The organism is Ciceribacter sp. L1K22 (assembly GCF_017599385.1).
Lineage (GTDB): Bacteria > Pseudomonadota > Alphaproteobacteria > Rhizobiales > Rhizobiaceae > Allorhizobium.
On sequence record NZ_JAGFPK010000001.1, the window covers coordinates 2,160,791 to 2,178,034 of the forward strand.

Consider the following 17,244-nt stretch of genomic DNA (forward strand, 5'->3'; position numbering starts at 1 on the left):
GGGTCTGCCATTGTATTTTTGGAATCATCCGGTAAGACAGGCCATCCTCAATCCCACCCAAGCAGGGAGGTCCTCATGACTGCCATCACCGATATCATCGGCCGCGAAATTCTCGACAGCCGCGGCAACCCGACCGTCGAGGTCGACGTCTATCTCGAAGACGGCAGCATGGGCCGCGCGGCCGTTCCCTCGGGCGCCTCGACCGGCGCACACGAGGCGGTTGAGCTGCGCGATGGCGGCAAGCGCTATCACGGCAAGGGCGTCGAGAAGGCCGTGGAAGCCGTAAACAGCGAGATATTCGACGCGATCGGCGGCCTGGATGCCGAAAACCAGATCCAGATCGACAATGTCATGATCGAGCTGGATGGCACGGCCAACAAGTCGCGACTCGGCGCTAACGCCATCCTCGGCGTCTCGCTTGCCGTCGCCAAGGCTGCCGCTATCTCGTCCGGCCTGCCGCTATTCCGCTATGTCGGCGGTCCGAATGCCCGTGTCCTGCCGGTGCCGATGATGAACATCATCAATGGCGGCGCGCATGCCGACAACCCGATCGATTTCCAGGAATTCATGATCATGCCCGTCGGCGCCGAATCGATCCGCGACGCGGTGCGCATGGGCTCGGAAGTCTTCCACGTTTTGAAGAAGGAACTGGCAGCCCAGGGCCACAACACCAATGTCGGGGACGAAGGCGGTTTCGCTCCGGGTCTCAAAAGCGCGCCGGAAGCGCTCGACTTCATCATGAAGTCGGTCGAGAAGGCCGGCTACAAGCCGGGCGAGGACATGTATCTCGCACTCGACTGCGCCTCCACCGAGTTCTTCAAGGACGGCAAGTACGTCATGGAAGGCGAGGGCCGCACGCTTGAGCCGGAAGCCATGGCGGAGTACCTGGCTGAACTCGCCGCCAAGTACCCGATCATCTCGATCGAGGACGGCATGGCGGAAGACGACTGGGATGGCTGGAAGGCGATCACCGACAAGATCGGCAAGAGCTGCCAGCTCGTCGGCGACGACCTGTTCGTCACCAATTCGGCCCGCCTGCGCGACGGCATCAAGATGGGTGTCGCCAACTCGATCCTCGTGAAGGTCAACCAGATCGGTTCTCTGTCGGAAACGCTCGATGCCGTCGAGACCGCGCACAAGGCCGCCTACACCGCCGTGATGTCACACCGCTCGGGTGAAACCGAGGATTCGACGATTGCTGATCTCGCGGTCGCCACCAACTGCGGCCAGATCAAGACCGGCTCGCTGTCGCGTTCGGACCGTCTGGCAAAGTACAACCAGCTGATCCGCATCGAGGAAATGCTGGGCCCGCAGGCAGCCTATGCGGGTTCGTCGATCCTGCGCGCCTGATGGCGGCACCTTCGCCTCAACGTTCTGGGCCCGCGCTATCCCGGCGCGGGCTTTTTTCTTGCGCCGCCACAGGGTCAATATTCGGTTAAGCAATCCGCTCTAAGGTGAAGCTTCAGTATTGCGTTTCAGGGCATACCCGGCATGTGGACCAGGCATCACAAGAAAAGAAAATACGGCCGTCTTATTCTTCCCGCTCTCACTGCCGCCTTTCTCAGCTATTTCGGCTATCATTCCGTCCATGGTGACTACGGCCTGATCGCTGCCCAGGGGTTCGAGAAGATGCGGTTCGAGCGCGAGCGTGAGCTTGCCTTGCTCGTCAAGCAGCGAACATCGCTCGAAAAGCAGGTCGAGCTGATGAGTGACGGTTCGCTCGAGCGCGATATGATCGATGAGAAAGCGCGTTACCAGCTCAATGTGTCGCGTCCGGACGAGATCGTGATCTTCAATTCCTATTTCGATTAACCGAAATCAGGTTAATCGACTTTTCGCGTGCTTTTACAATATCTTGACAGGAATGCGAGGCATGCATTTCTGGCATTGCCGACGGGTGAAAGCTTGTTTATGGTTTGCTCAACGACATCACGAGACAGGGAGGGTTGAATGGCGCCGCGCAAAACCGCGTCTGCTTCCAGCCGCAAGACGGCAGCAAAGACTGCCTCCAAGGATTTCACCGGAAAAAACAGCCCCGATTTTACAGCTGATCAGGAGCTTCACGCCTATCGCGAGATGCTTCTGATCCGCCGTTTCGAGGAAAAGGCCGGCCAGCTTTACGGCATGGGCTTCATCGGCGGCTTCTGTCACCTGTACATCGGCCAGGAAGCGGTGGTCGTCGGCATGCAGATGTCGCAGAAGGAAGGCGATCAGGTGATCACAGCCTATCGCGACCACGGGCATATGCTCGCCGCCGGCATGAGCGCGCGTGGCGTCATGGCCGAGTTGACCGGTCGTCGCAGCGGTCTGTCGAAGGGCAAGGGCGGCTCCATGCACATGTTCTCGAAAGAGAAGCATTTCTATGGCGGCCACGGCATCGTCGGCGCCCAGGTGTCGCTTGGAACCGGTCTGGCCTTCGCCAACAAGTACCGCGGCAACGACAATGTCTCTGTCACCTATTTCGGTGACGGCGCGGCCAACCAAGGCCAGGTCTACGAGAGCTTCAACATGGCGGCGCTGTGGAAGCTGCCGATCATCTACATCGTCGAGAACAACCGCTACGCGATGGGCACGTCGACATCCCGCGCCACGGCGCAGTCGAACTACTCGCTGCGCGGCTCCGGCTTCGGCATTCCGGGCGTCCAGGTCGATGGCATGGACGTGCGCGCCGTCAAGGCTGCCGCCGACGATGCGCTCGAGCACTGCCGCTCGGGCAAGGGTCCGATCATTCTCGAAATGCTGACCTACCGCTATCGTGGTCACTCGATGTCCGACCCGGCCAAGTATCGCTCCAAGGAAGAAGTGCAGAAGATGCGCTCCGAGCAGGATCCGATCGAGCAGGTCAAGGCGCGCGTCCTGGCGAACGGCTGGGCGACCGAGGACGATCTGAAGGCGATCGACAAGGACGTCCGCGACATCGTCGCCGACAGCGCCGATTTCGCGCAGGCCGATCCGGAGCCGGATGTATCCGAGCTCTACACCGATATCCTGTTGTGAGTGGGGAGGCGCAAGTCCATGTCCATTGAAATCCTGATGCCCGCCCTGTCTCCGACCATGGAAGAGGGCACCCTGTCCAAGTGGCTCAAGAAGGAGGGTGACAAGGTCACCTCCGGCGACGTCATCGCGGAAATCGAGACCGACAAGGCGACCATGGAAGTGGAAGCCGTCGACGAGGGCGTGATCGGCAAGCTGCTGGTCGATGCCGGCACCGAAAACGTCAAGGTCAACACCCCGATCGCGGTCCTGCTGCAGGATGGCGAAAGCGCCGACGACATCAAGGCACCCAAGCCCGCCAAGACGGAACAGGCTCCGGCCGAAACGTCGGATGCCGCCGCCGGCAAGGCCCGCGAAGCCAAGGACGAAACACCGGCCGGCGCCAAGGTTCCGGCCGCTCCGAAGGTCGAGGTCGCCTCCGATCCGGACATTCCGGCCGGCACCGAGATGGTTTCCATGACCGTCCGCGAAGCGCTGCGCGAGGCCATGGCCGAAGAAATGCGCCGGGACGAGAAGGTCTTCGTCATGGGTGAGGAAGTCGCCGAATACCAGGGCGCCTACAAGATCACGCAGGGCCTCCTGCAGGAGTTCGGCGACAAGCGCGTCATCGACACCCCGATCACCGAGCACGGCTTTGCCGGCGTCGGCGTCGGCGCCGCGATGGCCGGCCTTCGCCCGATCGTCGAGTTCATGACCTTCAACTTCGCCATGCAGGCGATCGACCAGATCATCAACTCGGCCGCCAAGACGCTATACATGTCCGGTGGCCAGATGGGCGCCCCGATGGTGTTCCGCGGCCCGAACGGTGCCGCTGCCCGCGTTGCCGCCCAGCACAGCCAGGATTACGCCGCGTGGTACAGCCACGTGCCGGGCCTCAAGGTCGTCATGCCGTACACGGCAGCCGACGCCAAGGGCCTGCTCAAGGCCGCGATCCGCGATCCGAACCCCGTCATCTTCCTCGAAAACGAAATCCTCTACGGTCACTCCTTCGAGGTGCCGAAGCTCGACGATTTCGTGCTGCCGATCGGCAAGGCGCGTATCCACAAGAAGGGCAATGACGCGACGCTCGTCTCCTTCGGCATCGGCATGACCTATGCGGTGAAGGCGGTTGAGGAACTGACCAAGGACGGTATCGACGTCGAACTGATCGACTTGCGGACCATCCGCCCGATGGACCTGCCGACCGTCATCGAATCGGTAAAGAAGACCGGTCGCCTCGTCGTCATCGAGGAAGGCTTCCCGCAGTCCTCCGTCGGCGACTTCATCTCCAACAGCGTCCAGCGCGCCGCGTTCGACTATCTCGACGCGCCGATCGTCACGATCGCCGGCAAGGACGTGCCGATGCCGTACGCCGCCAACCTCGAAAAGCTCGCGCTTCCGAACGTCGGCGAAGTCGTCCAGGCGGTGAAGACCGTCTGCTACAAGTAAACGGGAGGGCAGGAACATGCCGATCAACATCACGATGCCGGCACTCTCCCCGACGATGGAAGAGGGCAATCTGGCCAAGTGGCTTGTCAAGGAAGGCGACACCGTCAAGTCCGGTGACGTCATCGCTGAGATCGAGACCGACAAGGCGACCATGGAAGTGGAAGCTGTCGACGAGGGCGTCGTCGCCAAGCTCGTCGTTCCCGCCGGCACCGAAGGCGTCAAGGTCAACAGCCTGATCGCCATTCTCGCCGAAGAAGGCGAGGACGTGAAGGCCGCAGCCGCCGGTGGCGATGCCGCCCCGGCGCCGAAGGCAGCACCTGTCAACGATGACGGCCCAGGCAAACCGGAGCCGACACCCAACCCGACGCCAACGCCCGCGAAAGCGCCGATAGCCGATCAGGGTCCGGCTCCGTCGACCCCCGCGCCGGTTTCCGCATCGGGCGACCGCGTCTTCTCCTCGCCGCTGGCCCGCCGGCTGGCGAAGGAAGCGGGTCTCGACATCTCCAAGGTATCCGGCTCCGGGCCGCACGGGCGCGTCGTGAAGTCCGACGTCGAGAAGGCCGTTGCCTCGGGTGGCGCCAAGGCATCCGCCGCTCCGTCAGCCGGCGCTTCGGCCGCTCCGGCGCCCGCGATGGCAAAGGGTGCCGGCGACGACGCCGTGCTCAAGCTGTTTGAGGAAGGCTCCTACGAGCTCATTCCGCACGACGGCATGCGCAAGACGATCGCTTCGCGCCTCCTGGAGTCGCACCAGACCGTGCCGTCCTATTTCGTCTCGATGGACTGCGAACTTGACGCGCTGCTGAAGCTGCGCGCCGAGATCAACAAGGCGGCCCCGATGGTCAAGACGGAGAAGGGCGAGGTTCCGGCCTACAAGCTCTCGGTCAACGACTTCATCATCAAGGCGATGGCGTTGGCGCTGCGCGACGTTCCGATGGCGAACGCTTCGTGGACCTCGACGGCTCGGATCAAGCACAAGCACTCTGACGTTGGCGTCGCCGTGGCCATTCCGGATGGACTGATCACGCCGATCATCAAGAAGGCCGAGACCAAGACATTGTCCACCATCTCCAACGAGATGAAGGATCTGGCACGGCGGGCCCGCGACAAGAAGCTGAAGCCTGACGAATACCAGGGCGGCACCACGGCGGTGTCGAACCTCGGCATGTTCGGCGTCTCCAACTTCACCTCGATCATCAACCCGCCGCATGCCTCGATCGTCTCGATCGGCGCCGGCATCGAGAAGCCGGTCGTCAAGAACGGCGAGATCAAGGTGGCGACGGTGATGACGGCCACGTTCGCGTTCGACCATCGCGTGATCGACGGCGCGCTCGGCGCGGAGCTGGCATCCGCCTTCCAGAAGCACATCCAGAACCCGATGGGCATGCTGGTCTGATAAACTCGGCCTCTCCCGAACAGCGGGAGGGGCATGTCCTTGCGCATGGAACAGGATCGACATTTCCCGGTCGCAGACACATATCTTATGGATAGGCGATCCGGGTTTTGACGGAGGTCTCACATGGCAAATGAACCAGTCGACATGATCATGCCGATGCTGCGGGAAATACGCGGCGAGATTGGCCAGATGCGCGGCGAGATGCAGGACATGAAGCAGCAACTGGACAAGCTGGAAAGCGGCCAGAAGACCATTCGCCAGGCTCTGCAGGCGGATACGATGATGTCGAGACTCGTGACCGGCGAATTCGAGGACCGGATATTCGAGCTGGAGCGCAAGGTCGATGCGCTGATGAAGGGCAAGTGACGGGTCGGGCGCGGACGCGTTTACGGCAAGGGCAGGCAAGGGACCGAAGGCTCATATGAAAAGCGTTCTCTGCTACGGCGATTCACTGACCTGGGGTTATGATCCCGTCAATCTCGGCCGTCATGCCTATGAAGACCGCTGGACGAGCGTGCTGCAGAAGGGGCTTGGCCATGGCGTCCGCGTTCTGGCGGAAGGGCTGAACGGGCGCACCACGGCCTATGACGATCACCTGGCCGACTGCGAGCGCAACGGCGTGAAACTGCTGCCGACCCTTCTCGAGACCCACAAGCCCATCGACCTCGTGGTGATCATGCTCGGCACGAACGACATGAAGCGCGGGATCGAGGGAACGGCCGTGGGCGCCACCAGCGGGATGAAGCGCCTTGTTTCGCTCGTGCGCCACCACGACTGGGGCTTCGACTTCGAGGGACCGGACGTGCTGATCGTCTCGCCGCCGCCGATTTGCGAGACGGCGAACGCCTTTTTCGCGGCGATGTTCAAGGACGCGCTGGAGGAAAGCGCCATGCTCGCCAGCATGTATCGCGACATGGCCGATGAGATGGGGTGCGGTTTCTTCGATGCCGGTTCCGTGGCGAAGACGACGCCGCTTGACGGTATCCACCTCGACGCGGCCAACACCCGCGCAATCGGTCGCGGGCTTGAGCCGGTCGTGCGCATGATGCTTGGAATCTAATAGAAATCCGGGATTTTTGATCAGGATCAAGGAGTGAGAGAGAGGGGACGCTAGGCTTCAGGTATCAGACAACAAGAGGAGATACCTGATGTCGAACACCCCGCACGAACTGGCGGAAGAGTTTCCCGAACATGTCGCCAAGATGCACGCGCTGAAGACCGGCGACGCACACTTTGCGAAACTCTTCGAGGACTATCACGAGGTGAACCGCGCCATTCATCGTGCAGAAACGGATGTGGAGCCGGTCGGTGACGCGCACATGGAAACGATGCGCAAGAAGCGGATGGTTCTGAAGGATGAAATCTACGGGATGCTGATGCGCGCATAGCTCTTCATCCCGGGCAGGCGGGCCGGTTCAGGTCCGCTTGCCGATAACAAGGAGATGAAGACCCGTGTCGAACGCCTATGACGTCATCGTAATCGGATCCGGTCCCGGCGGATACATCGCCGCGATTCGCGCAGCCCAGCTCGGCATGAAGGTTGCCGTCGTCGAGCGCGAACATCTGGCCGGCATCTGCTCGAACTGGGGCTGCATTCCGACCAAGGCGCTACTGCGCACCGCCGACGTGATGCATACCGCCACCCATGCCAAGGATTACGGCCTGACGCTCGAAGGCTCGATCAAGCCTGACATCAAAGCGATCGTCGCCCGCTCTCGCGGCATCGCGCATCGCATGAACAACGGCGTCGGATTCCTGTTCAAGAAGAACAAGGTCGACATCATCTGGGGCGAAGCCAAGATCACCAAGCCCGGCGAGATCGTCGTCGGCAAGCCGACCAAGAAACCGGTCGAGCCGATGGGTCCCGTGCCGAAGAACACGCTGGGCGAGGGCACCTACACCGCCAAGCACATCATCGTCGCCACCGGTGCGCGTCCGCGTGCGCTGCCGGGGATCGAGCCTGATGGCAAACTGATCTGGACCTATTTCGAGGCCATGAAGCCGGAGGAAATGCCGAAGTCCCTGCTGGTCATGGGCTCCGGCGCCATCGGCATCGAATTCGCCAGCTTCTACCGTACCATGGGCGTAGACGTGACCGTCGTCGAGATCATGAAGCAGGTTATGCCGGTCGAGGACGAAGAAATCTCGGCCTTTGCCAAGAAGCAGTTCGACAAGCAGGGCATGAAAATCCTGCTCGAGGCCAAAGTCGCCAAGGTCGAGAAGGGTGCCAATTCCGTCACCGCAACGATCGAGAAGAAGGACGGTTCGGTCGAGAAGATCACCGCCGACCGGATGATCTCGGCGGTCGGCGTGCAGGCCAATATCGAGGGTATCGGGCTGGAAGCCGTCGGCGTGAAGACCGATCGCGGCTTCATCGTCATCGACGGCTACGGCAAGACCAATGTGCCGGGCATCTATGCGATCGGCGATGTCGCCGGCCCCCCGATGCTGGCCCACAAGGCCGAGCATGAGGCGGTCATCGTCGTCGAGAAGATCGCCGGCCTGCCGAACGTCCACCCGATGGACAAGAACAAGATCCCCGGCTGCACCTATTGCCACCCGCAGGTCGCCTCCGTCGGCCTGACCGAAGCCAAGGCGAAGGCCGAGGGCCGCGACATCCGCGTCGGCCGCTTCACCTTCGCCGCCAACGGCAAGGCGGTGGCTCTTGGAGAGGACCAGGGCATGGTCAAGACGATCTTCGACAAGAAGACCGGCGAGCTTCTGGGCGCCCACATGGTCGGCGCGGAAGTCACCGAACTCATCCAGGGCTTTGTCGTCGCGATGAACCTCGAGACGACAGAGGAAGACCTGATGCACACGATCTTCCCGCATCCGACCATTTCGGAGACGATGAAGGAAAGCGTGCTCGACGCCTACGGCCGGGTCCTGAACGCCTGAGGTCTGTTGTGAAAGAGGACCAAGCCGCCTATATGGGCGGCAGGTCCAAACTGCAATCCGAAAGGGGTTCGACGTGGCTGGTTTCGAAGTCGGCATCATTGCAACGATATTCTTCGGCGGTCTCGCCGGCTGGCTCGCTGGCAAGCTGATGAACATGCGCTTCGGCGTGTTCATGAACATCGTGATCGGCATCGTCGGAGCGGCGATCGCCGCCGCTATCTTCCGCCGCCTTGGCATTTTCGTCGAGGGCGACTGGCTCGGCTATCTGATCACCAGCTTCGTTGGCGCAAGTCTCCTTCTCTTCATCGCCAGGCTCGTCAGGCGATAAATCAGAAAGGCCGTCTCGGCGGCACAAAGGGTCTCCATCATGGTCACCATCCTCGACAGGACCAATCTCGCAACGGCAGCCGCGGATGAGAAGCGCGTTCGCCATCCGGAGAAGGCGCACCGGCCCGATACGGAAGTGCTGCGCAAGCCGGAATGGATCCGCGTCAAGGCGCCGACCTCGAAGGGCTACAACGAGACGCGCGAACTGGTGCGCTCGCACAAGCTTGTCACCGTGTGCGAGGAGGCGGGTTGCCCGAACATTGGCGAGTGCTGGGACAAGAAGCACGCCACCTTCATGATCATGGGCGAGATCTGTACCCGCGCCTGCGCCTTCTGCAATGTCGCCACCGGCAAGCCGAACGCGCTTGACATGGACGAGCCGGAAAACGTCGCCAAGGCCGTCCGACAGATGGGCCTGAGCCACGTGGTCATCACCTCCGTCGACCGCGATGATCTGGAGGACGGCGGCGCCGAGCACTTCGAGAAAGTGATCTGGGCGATCCGCGAAGCCTCGCCGCTGACGACGATCGAAATCCTGACACCGGATTTCCTGAAGAAGCCGGGTGCTCTGGAACGCGTCGTCGCTGCCAAGCCTGACGTGTTCAACCACAACATGGAAACCGTTCCGGGCAATTACCTGACGGTCCGCCCCGGCGCGCGCTACTTCCATTCGGTACGGCTCCTCCAGCGGGTCAAGGAACTCGACCCCACCATGTTCACCAAGTCAGGCATCATGGTGGGCCTCGGCGAGGAGCGCAACGAAGTCCTTCAGTTGATGGACGACCTGAGGACGGCCGATGTCGACTTCCTGACGATCGGCCAGTACCTCCAGCCGACCCGCAAGCACCACAAGGTCGAGCGCTTCGTCACGCCGGACGAGTTCAAGTCCTACGAGACGGTCGCCTATTCCAAAGGCTTCCTGATGGTCTCGTCGAGCCCGCTGACGCGGTCTTCGCACCATGCGGGTGATGATTTCGCGCGGCTGCGAGCGAACCGGGAGAAGTATCTGGCGTCGCACCCCTGATGGCTTTGTACGGTCGGCGCTCAACCTTTCGGGGCATTTGACGTCGACCGCTAAGGCTCAATCTGCTAGTATTTGTTGTATCCGCCAACGATTTGGGGATAGCAGATGCTGTCGAAGATCAAGGCTTGGGCTTCGATGCCCTGGTACGCCATGCAGGTGTTGACCGGACAAAAGGCCTTCAAGGGCAATCCAATCCTGACCAGCGAGCGCCTGAACAGGCGCGGCCTGCATGTCTGGCGCGTGCGAACGGCACATCGGCTGGCCGCTTACCGTCGTCGCAAGTTGGAGCATCTCGTCGCTGCGGAGGACCGCGAGGCGTTCGACCGGAACGGCTATATTGAGCGGCGGGACCTTCTGCCGCCCGACCGCTTCCGGCAGGTGATGAAGGAGGTCGAGAGCCTTCGCATGCCGGCACGGGAGATGTACGAGGGCAACGCGGTCACCCGCCGCACGCCGCTAACGCCCGATGTTTTGGCGAACATGCCCGCACTCCGTGCGCTTCTCGATAGTGCCGAATGGAAGAACCGGATTTCCTATGTCGGCAGCTTCCGTAACGAACCTGTGCTCAGCATACAGACGATCTTCTCGGACGCTTCGCCGCGCGAGAAGGGAAAGGACCCCCAGACCAATCTGCACATGGATACCTTCCATCCCACGGTGAAAGCCTGGTACTTCCTGCATGACATTGTGGAAGAGGAGGGACCCTTCACCTATGTGCCCGGCTCGCACAAGCTGACCCGTCGTCGTCTCGCCTGGCAGAAGCGCAAAAGCATCCTCGCATCGCGCAAGGCCGACGGTGGCTCGTTCCGGCTGCAGGCGACGGATCTGAAATATCTTCGGCTGCCGCAACCCACAGTGTTCAGCGTACCTGCCAACACGCTGGTCGTGGGCGATACGTTCGGCTTTCACGCACGCGGTCCGTCGTCGCGCCCCTCAGTACGGATTGAAATCTACGCGACGCAAAGACCGAATCCGTTCATTCCTTTCGTCAATCTCGACAGCGCTGTCTTACCGTTTGTCCGCGGTCGCAAACAAGTCATTCCGTGGTACTTCGAAGACCTGCTGCTGAAACTCGGTATCGGCCGGCGCCGCTGGTATCCGGTGGGTGCGCCGGCACCTGGTGAACCGGTGCCGCAGGCAGAGGGCTGACGCGGCCGGGGGGCGCCGTGGCGACGATGGACGTCACGTGTGGAAATTGCGTCCGGATTTCCGATGCCTCCGCTTGATCTCCGCCGCGCGCGCGCCTAATTGGCTGGTATGCCTCAATTCGAAACCCGCCGTATCGTCAAGCACTCGCCCGACCGAATGTATGCCCTCGTCGCCGATGTCGAGCGCTATCCGGAATTCCTGCCGCTTTGCGAGGCGCTGACCGTTGGGTCGCGCAAGGAGCGCGACGGCAAGGAACTGCTGATTGCCGACATGAGCGTCGGTTACAAGGCGATCCGGGAAACCTTCACGACACAGGTTCTCCTGAATGAGCCCGAACGGGCGATCGATGTGAAATACATCGACGGGCCGTTCCGCTATCTCGACAACCGCTGGCGGTTCGAGGAAACGGCGGACGGCGGCTGCTCTGTCCACTTCTTCATCGACTACGAATTCAAGAGCCGGATATTGGGCGCGCTGATGGGCTCGATGTTCGACCGCGCCTTCCGCATGTTCGCCGAAGCCTTCGAGGCCCGCGCCGACAAGGTCTATGCCGCGGCCTGAGCCGCCTCGATCAGCATGTCGAGCGCCGTTCTGACTGTGGCGAGCCTTACCTCTTCCCGACCGAGATCGCCGTAACGCATTTCGCGGTGGAACGCCGTGCCATCTCTGGCAACCGCGGCCAGATGCACGAGTCCGACAGGCTTGTCTTCCGATCCGCCGCCTGGACCGGCGATTCCCGTCACGGCGACAGAAACACTTGTGCCGGCCTTCGCGCGCGCGCCGCGCGCCATCTGCAGGGCGGTCTGCATGGAGACAGCGCCGAAGTCGCGCAGCGTATCGGCCTCCACGCCGAGCATCTCCATCTTGGCCTTGTTCGAATAGGTGACGAAGCCGCGGTCGACGACCGCCGACGATCCGGCGATCTCCGTCAGGATTCCGGCGATCAGCCCGCCCGTGCAGGATTCCGCCGTTGCGATCGTCAGGCCACGCGCGGTGAAGTCCCTGATGATGGATGATGCAAGCGCTTCCAGTTCGGCGGGAAAGAGGCTCATCCCTTGGCTCCGTAGACGACCGTCGCCGTAGCGATCGCGGCGATGCCCTCTCGGCGACCGACGAAGCCGATCGTCTCGTTCGTCGTCGCCTTGACCGAGCAGCGGTCGACGGTGATGCCGAGGATGTCGGACAGCATCTCCCGCATGGCCTGCCGGTGCGGCCCCACTTTCGGCGCCTCGGCGATCAGCGAGATATCCGCGTTCATGATCGTGCCGCCGGCATCGCGCACGATTTTTGCCGCATGCTCCAGGAATATTCGCGAGGCCGCGCCTTTCCATTGGGGGTCCGATGGCGGAAAATGATCGCCGATGTCGCCCGCGCCGCAGGTGGCAAGCAGGGCATCCGTCAGGGCATGCAGTGCTACATCCGCATCGGAATGCCCCTTCAGTTTCTGGTCGTGCTGGATGAAGATGCCGCAGAGCGTGACACCGTCGCCGGGTTCCAGTTGGTGGACATCGTAGCCGTTGCCTGTGCGCACGTCCGGCAGTTTTGTCTGTGACAGACGTTCGTCGGCCATGGCTATATCCCTTTGTATGGTGAGCTTCACATTGTCGGGCGAGCCAAGCACGATAGTAACAGGCAGCCCGGCCCATTCGGCGATTGCGGCATCGTCGGTGAAGTCGAGCCGGCCTTCCGCGAGAGCCTTGCGGTGCGCGGCAAGGATCGCCTGCAGGTCGAAGCTCTGTGGTGTCTGCGCGGCATAGAGGTCGGTGCGGGAAACAGTTTCCTTAACTGTCATGCCCTCGCCAGCCCTTTTCAGCGTGTCGGTAACAGGTGTGGCCGGCAGCACGCACGGCGCGCCTTCCTCAAGCGCGTCCGCCACCCTGTCGAGCAGCTCCGGATTGAGGAACGGCCTGACGCCGTCATGAATCATGACGTGGCGGAGATCGTGGCCGTCAAGGCGTTCGAGACCTGCAAGCACGGATTGCTGCCGGGTCGCGCCACCGAACACTTTCTCGACCGAGATCGGCCCGGCTGTGGCTTCAAGCGCGGCGTCGAACAAGGTCTCGTCGTCCGGGTGGATGACCACCACGATCGGACCGTGATCTCGCCAGGCCGCGAACCTGTCCAGCGTGTGGGCGATGACAGGACGGCCGCCGATACGCCTGTATTGTTTAGGGCCTTCCGACGAGGCGCCGGCCCGCTCTCCCCGCCCGGCCGCGACGATGACGATTCCCGTGTGCGGCGCCGAACGATGTTGCATTTGCACAAAAAATCCCGGAGAGAAAATCAGACGACCTTCCTCTAGCCTCTGCACAGGTGTTTTTCCAGCATTTGCCCGGTTTTTTGTCCACCGCTTGGGATTTTGCTTGGCAAAGGCGCCGTCGATGTTTAAAAAACGTGCAGTACATTATCGTGCCTGAAAGATAGTCATTTGCGTCCAGCGGACCTCGATACGCCCTTCCAGATCGGATCGGTCACTGTTCGGAACAGGGTCGTGCTTGCGCCGATGTCCGGCGTGACGGATCTGCCTTTCCGAAAGCTGGCCGTTCGCTTCGGCGCAGGGCTCGTCGTGACGGAAATGGTCGCAAGTCGCGAACTCGTTCACAACGCGGCCGAATCGTGGACACGCCTGCGGCATGCCGGCCTCAAGCCGCATATGGTGCAGCTCGCGGGACGCGAGGCACACTGGATGGCCGAGGCCGCCAGGATCGCCGAGGCCGAAGGTGCTGATATCATCGACATCAACATGGGTTGCCCGGCCAAGAAGGTGATCGGCGGCTATTCCGGATCGGCGCTGATGCGCGATCCCGATCATGCACTATCCCTGATCGAGGCGACAGTGAAAGCCGTCAGGGTGCCTGTGACTGTCAAGATGCGGCTCGGCTGGGACGAAAACTCGCTGAACGCGCCCGAGATTGCACGCCGCGCCGAACAGGCAGGCGCCGCGCTTGTCACCGTGCATGGCCGGACGCGCATGCAGTTCTATGAGGGCCGTGCCGACTGGGACGCGATCGCGCGGGTTCGCGAGGTCATATCCATTCCGCTGATCGCCAATGGCGATGTCGATTCGGCTGAGGATGCCCGCGAGATCCTGCGCCGGTCCGGTGCGGATGCCGTGATGGTCGGACGAGGCTGTCAGGGCCGTCCCTGGCATGCGGGTGTGCTCGCCGGTCATGCCGCGCCCGCGGCCAGCGAGATCGGTGCGATCGTCGAGGAACATTATCTGGCGATGCTGGAACACTACGGCGAAGCCGTCGGCATCCGTCACGCCCGCAAGCATCTGGGCTGGTATGTCGAAAGGTTCGCTCCTGAAACCTCGGCCGGGGAGAAGGCGGCGCTGATGACCGCGAAGGACAGCGGGACGGTCGTATCGCTGCTGCGGCGCCTGTTCGACGCGGCCGGACACAAGATCAACCAGCGTTGCGAGGCAGCATGAGCGGATCGAACCCCGCCGCAGGATCGAACGGACTGGCGATGGCCGTCCTCAACGCGATCCAGAATCCGGTGATCCTCGTCGATGCCGCGGGCCATATCGCCTTTGCGAACTGGGAGGCCGAAGCTTTTTTCGGTGCCAGCGCCAGCCATCTGTCGCGCTATCGTATTTCCACCTTCATCCCCTTCGGAAGTCCCCTCCTGGCGCTGATCGACCAGGTGCGGGAGCGCCGTGCGCCGGTCAATGAATACAGGGTCGATCTCTCGTCGCCACGGCTCGGGCAGGACAAACTGGTCGATCTCTATGTCGCTCCGGTCGTCAGCGAACCCGGCTCGGTCGTCGTCGTCTTTCAGGAACGGTCCATGGCCGACAAGATCGACCGGCAGCTGACCCACAGGGCGGCGGCGCGCTCGGTCACCGGGCTCGCTTCCATGCTGGCGCACGAGATCAAGAATCCGCTGTCGGGCATTCGCGGTGCGGCGCAATTGCTGGAAAGCTCTGTGCAGGATGACGACCGGGCGCTGACGCGGCTGATCTGCGACGAGACCGACCGTATCGTCTCTCTGGTCGACCGCATGGAGGTGTTCTCCGACGAACGGCCAGTCGACCGCCTGCCGATCAATATTCACTCGGTTCTCGATCACGTGAAGGCGATCGCCCAGGCCGGTTTTGCCCGCAATATCAAGATCACCGAAAGCTACGATCCCTCGCTACCGCCGGTCTTCGCCAATCGCGACCAGCTGGTCCAGGTCTTCCTGAACCTCGTGAAGAACGCGGCAGAGGCGGTCGGCGACCGGACTGACGGCGAGATCCAGCTCACAACCGCGTACCGCCCCGGCATCCGCCTGTCGGTCGCCGGTTCGCGGGAGAAGATTTCACTGCCGCTGGAGTTCTGTGTCCATGACAACGGTCCCGGCGTGCCGACGGATCTGCTGCCGCATCTCTTCGATCCCTTCATCACCACTAAGACCAACGGTTCGGGCCTCGGCCTCGCGCTGGTCGCCAAGATCATCGGCGCCCATGGCGGCATCGTTGAATGCGACAGCCAGGCCAGCCGCACCACCTTCCGAGTGCTGATGCCGGTCTCCAAGGTCCCCGGACCGGACGACATCGGCACGCCGAGACCAACGGGAAGCAACGCATGACAGCAACAATCCTTGTCGCCGACGATGATGCCGCCATCCGCACGGTGCTGAACCAGGCGTTGAGCCGCGCCGGCTACGATGTCCGCATCACCTCCAATGCCGCGACACTCTGGCGCTGGATTTCGGCCGGCGAGGGCGATCTGGTGGTGACCGATGTGGTCATGCCGGATGAAAACGCCTTTGACCTGCTACCGCGCATCAAGAAGGCGCGGCCCGAGCTTCCGGTTCTGGTTATGAGCGCGCAGAACACCTTCATGACCGCCATCAAGGCGTCGGAGAAGGGGGCTTACGACTATCTGCCGAAGCCATTCGACCTCACCGAACTCATCGCTATCATCGGTCGGGCGCTATCGGAGCCGAAGCGCCGGCCGGCGCGCGCGGACGATGACATGCAGGACGGCATGCCGCTGGTCGGCCGCTCCGCCGCCATGCAGGAAATCTACCGTGTGCTCGCGCGCCTGATGCAGACCGACCTGACGCTGATGATCACGGGCGAGTCCGGCACCGGCAAGGAGCTGGTTGCCAAGGCGTTGCATGATTATGGCAAGCGCCGCAACGGACCCTTCGTTGCGATCAACATGGCGGCGATCCCGCGTGACCTGATCGAATCCGAATTGTTTGGCCACGAGAAGGGTGCTTTTACCGGTGCCCAATCGCGGTCCACCGGCCGTTTCGAGCAGGCCGAGGGCGGAACGCTGTTTCTCGACGAAATCGGCGACATGCCAATGGACGCCCAGACCCGGCTTCTGCGCGTTCTTCAACAGGGCGAATATACGACGGTGGGCGGCCGCACGCCGATCCGCACCGATGTGCGCATTGTTGCGGCCACCAACAAGGATCTGAAGCAGTCGATCAACCAGGGTCTGTTCCGCGAGGATCTCTACTATCGCCTCAACGTAGTACCCCTGCGCCTACCGCCGTTGCGCGACAGGGCCGAGGACATCCCGGACCTCGTGCGCCACTTCGTGCAGTATGGCGAGAAGGAAGGCCTTGACGCCAAGCGCTTCGACAACGAGGCGCTGGAGGCGATGAAGGCCTATCCCTGGCCGGGTAACGTCCGCGAACTGGAGAACCTCATCCGTCGCCTCATGGCGCTCTACCCGCAGGATATCATCACCCGCGAGATCGTCGACGCGGAACTCCGGTCCGAGGTCAGCGACAGCCCGATCTCCAAACCCGGCATTGCGGCTGGCTCCATGACCATCGCCCAGGCGGTGGAAGAGAACATGCGCACCTATTTCGCGAGCTTCGGCGACGGTCTGCCGCCTCCGGGCCTCTACGACCGGGTGCTGACCGAGATGGAATATCCCCTGATTCTCGCTGCGCTCACGGCAACGCGCGGAAACCAGATCAAGGCCGCCGATCTTCTCGGACTGAACCGGAATACGCTCCGCAAGAAAATCCGCGAGCTTGGCGTTTCGGTCTATCGGAGCTCGCGCTCGGCTTGACAACCGTG

General features: G+C 62.2%; 18 protein-coding genes. 16 read left to right on the forward strand and 2 right to left on the reverse strand.

The genetic code is table 11. The annotated features are described in order from the left end of the window. Nucleotides 1-75 precede the first annotated feature (75 nt). From eno to J5J09_RS10870, 13 genes are all read left to right on the forward strand, one after another. Complete coding sequence (eno, locus tag J5J09_RS10810; protein WP_208550120.1) at nucleotides 76-1,350, forward strand: phosphopyruvate hydratase; 1,275 nt, start codon at nucleotides 76-78, stop codon at nucleotides 1,348-1,350. Between the two features lie 141 nt (nucleotides 1,351-1,491). Further along, nucleotides 1,492-1,812, forward strand: coding sequence for a septum formation initiator family protein (locus J5J09_RS10815; protein ID WP_208550123.1), 321 nt, complete (start codon nucleotides 1,492-1,494; stop codon nucleotides 1,810-1,812). A 138-nt stretch (nucleotides 1,813-1,950) separates the two neighbouring features. After that, the gene (gene pdhA, locus J5J09_RS10820) at nucleotides 1,951-2,997 is read left to right on the forward strand and encodes a pyruvate dehydrogenase (acetyl-transferring) E1 component subunit alpha (RefSeq protein WP_208550129.1); all 1,047 of its coding nucleotides are present in this window, start codon (nucleotides 1,951-1,953) and stop codon (nucleotides 2,995-2,997) included. A gap of 18 nt (nucleotides 2,998-3,015) precedes the next feature. Further along, nucleotides 3,016-4,422 (forward strand): pyruvate dehydrogenase complex E1 component subunit beta, encoded by a 1,407-nt coding sequence (locus J5J09_RS10825; RefSeq protein ID WP_208550138.1) that lies wholly within the window; start codon nucleotides 3,016-3,018, stop codon nucleotides 4,420-4,422. Nucleotides 4,423-4,438: 16 nt separating this feature from the next. After that, nucleotides 4,439-5,815: a pyruvate dehydrogenase complex dihydrolipoamide acetyltransferase gene (locus J5J09_RS10830; protein WP_208550143.1), complete on the forward strand. Its 1,377-nt coding sequence runs from the start codon at nucleotides 4,439-4,441 to the stop codon at nucleotides 5,813-5,815. Nucleotides 5,816-5,938: 123 nt separating this feature from the next. After that, complete coding sequence (locus J5J09_RS10835; protein WP_208550144.1) at nucleotides 5,939-6,181, forward strand: hypothetical protein; 243 nt, start codon at nucleotides 5,939-5,941, stop codon at nucleotides 6,179-6,181. Nucleotides 6,182-6,236: 55 nt separating this feature from the next. Then, nucleotides 6,237-6,875, forward strand: a complete 639-nt coding sequence (locus J5J09_RS10840) for an SGNH/GDSL hydrolase family protein (RefSeq protein WP_208550145.1) — start codon at nucleotides 6,237-6,239, stop codon at nucleotides 6,873-6,875. Between the two features lie 88 nt (nucleotides 6,876-6,963). Next, on the forward strand, nucleotides 6,964-7,203 hold the full coding sequence (locus J5J09_RS10845; RefSeq protein ID WP_208550149.1) for a YdcH family protein: 240 nt from the start codon (nucleotides 6,964-6,966) through the stop codon (nucleotides 7,201-7,203). Between the two features lie 64 nt (nucleotides 7,204-7,267). Next, complete coding sequence (gene lpdA / locus J5J09_RS10850) at nucleotides 7,268-8,713, forward strand: dihydrolipoyl dehydrogenase (protein ID WP_208550154.1); 1,446 nt, start codon at nucleotides 7,268-7,270, stop codon at nucleotides 8,711-8,713. A gap of 73 nt (nucleotides 8,714-8,786) precedes the next feature. After that, nucleotides 8,787-9,041 carry a GlsB/YeaQ/YmgE family stress response membrane protein gene (locus tag J5J09_RS10855; RefSeq protein WP_208550155.1) on the forward strand — a complete coding sequence of 85 codons (255 nt, stop codon included), beginning with the start codon at nucleotides 8,787-8,789 and terminating at the stop codon, nucleotides 9,039-9,041. A 39-nt stretch (nucleotides 9,042-9,080) separates the two neighbouring features. Next, a complete protein-coding gene (lipA, locus tag J5J09_RS10860) occupies nucleotides 9,081-10,064 on the forward strand; it encodes a lipoyl synthase (RefSeq protein ID WP_208550163.1) in 984 nt (327 codons plus the stop codon). A gap of 105 nt (nucleotides 10,065-10,169) precedes the next feature. Further along, nucleotides 10,170-11,213 (forward strand): phytanoyl-CoA dioxygenase family protein, encoded by a 1,044-nt coding sequence (locus tag J5J09_RS10865; protein WP_208550168.1) that lies wholly within the window; start codon nucleotides 10,170-10,172, stop codon nucleotides 11,211-11,213. A 108-nt stretch (nucleotides 11,214-11,321) separates the two neighbouring features. Next, the gene (locus J5J09_RS10870) at nucleotides 11,322-11,774 is read left to right on the forward strand and encodes a type II toxin-antitoxin system RatA family toxin (protein WP_208550173.1); all 453 of its coding nucleotides are present in this window, start codon (nucleotides 11,322-11,324) and stop codon (nucleotides 11,772-11,774) included. Here the strand turns inward: J5J09_RS10870 and J5J09_RS10875 are convergent. Together J5J09_RS10875 and J5J09_RS10880 are read right to left on the reverse strand one after the other, a co-directional pair. Then, the gene (locus J5J09_RS10875) at nucleotides 11,759-12,265 is read right to left on the reverse strand and encodes a CinA family protein (RefSeq protein WP_208550176.1); all 507 of its coding nucleotides are present in this window, start codon (nucleotides 12,263-12,265) and stop codon (nucleotides 11,759-11,761) included. The genes J5J09_RS10870 and J5J09_RS10875 overlap by 16 nt on opposite strands. After that, a complete protein-coding gene (locus J5J09_RS10880; RefSeq protein WP_208550178.1) occupies nucleotides 12,262-13,470 on the reverse strand; it encodes a bifunctional 2-C-methyl-D-erythritol 4-phosphate cytidylyltransferase/2-C-methyl-D-erythritol 2,4-cyclodiphosphate synthase in 1,209 nt (402 codons plus the stop codon). The genes J5J09_RS10875 and J5J09_RS10880 overlap by 4 nt, the downstream gene beginning before the upstream one ends. 171 nt (nucleotides 13,471-13,641) lie before the next feature. Between J5J09_RS10880 and dusB the strand changes: the two genes are divergently transcribed. Genes dusB through ntrC form a run of 3 tightly spaced genes read left to right on the forward strand, consistent with a single transcriptional unit; the run spans nucleotide 13,642 to nucleotide 17,236 of the window. Then, a complete protein-coding gene (gene dusB / locus J5J09_RS10885) occupies nucleotides 13,642-14,646 on the forward strand; it encodes a tRNA dihydrouridine synthase DusB (RefSeq protein WP_208550179.1) in 1,005 nt (334 codons plus the stop codon). Next, the gene (locus tag J5J09_RS10890; protein ID WP_208550181.1) at nucleotides 14,643-15,788 is read left to right on the forward strand and encodes a nitrogen regulation protein NR(II); all 1,146 of its coding nucleotides are present in this window, start codon (nucleotides 14,643-14,645) and stop codon (nucleotides 15,786-15,788) included. Before dusB ends, J5J09_RS10890 begins: the two co-directional genes overlap by 4 nt. Further along, nucleotides 15,785-17,236, forward strand: a complete 1,452-nt coding sequence (gene ntrC / locus J5J09_RS10895) for a nitrogen regulation protein NR(I) (protein ID WP_208550182.1) — start codon at nucleotides 15,785-15,787, stop codon at nucleotides 17,234-17,236. Before J5J09_RS10890 ends, ntrC begins: the two co-directional genes overlap by 4 nt. Nucleotides 17,237-17,244: the final 8 nt, after the last annotated feature.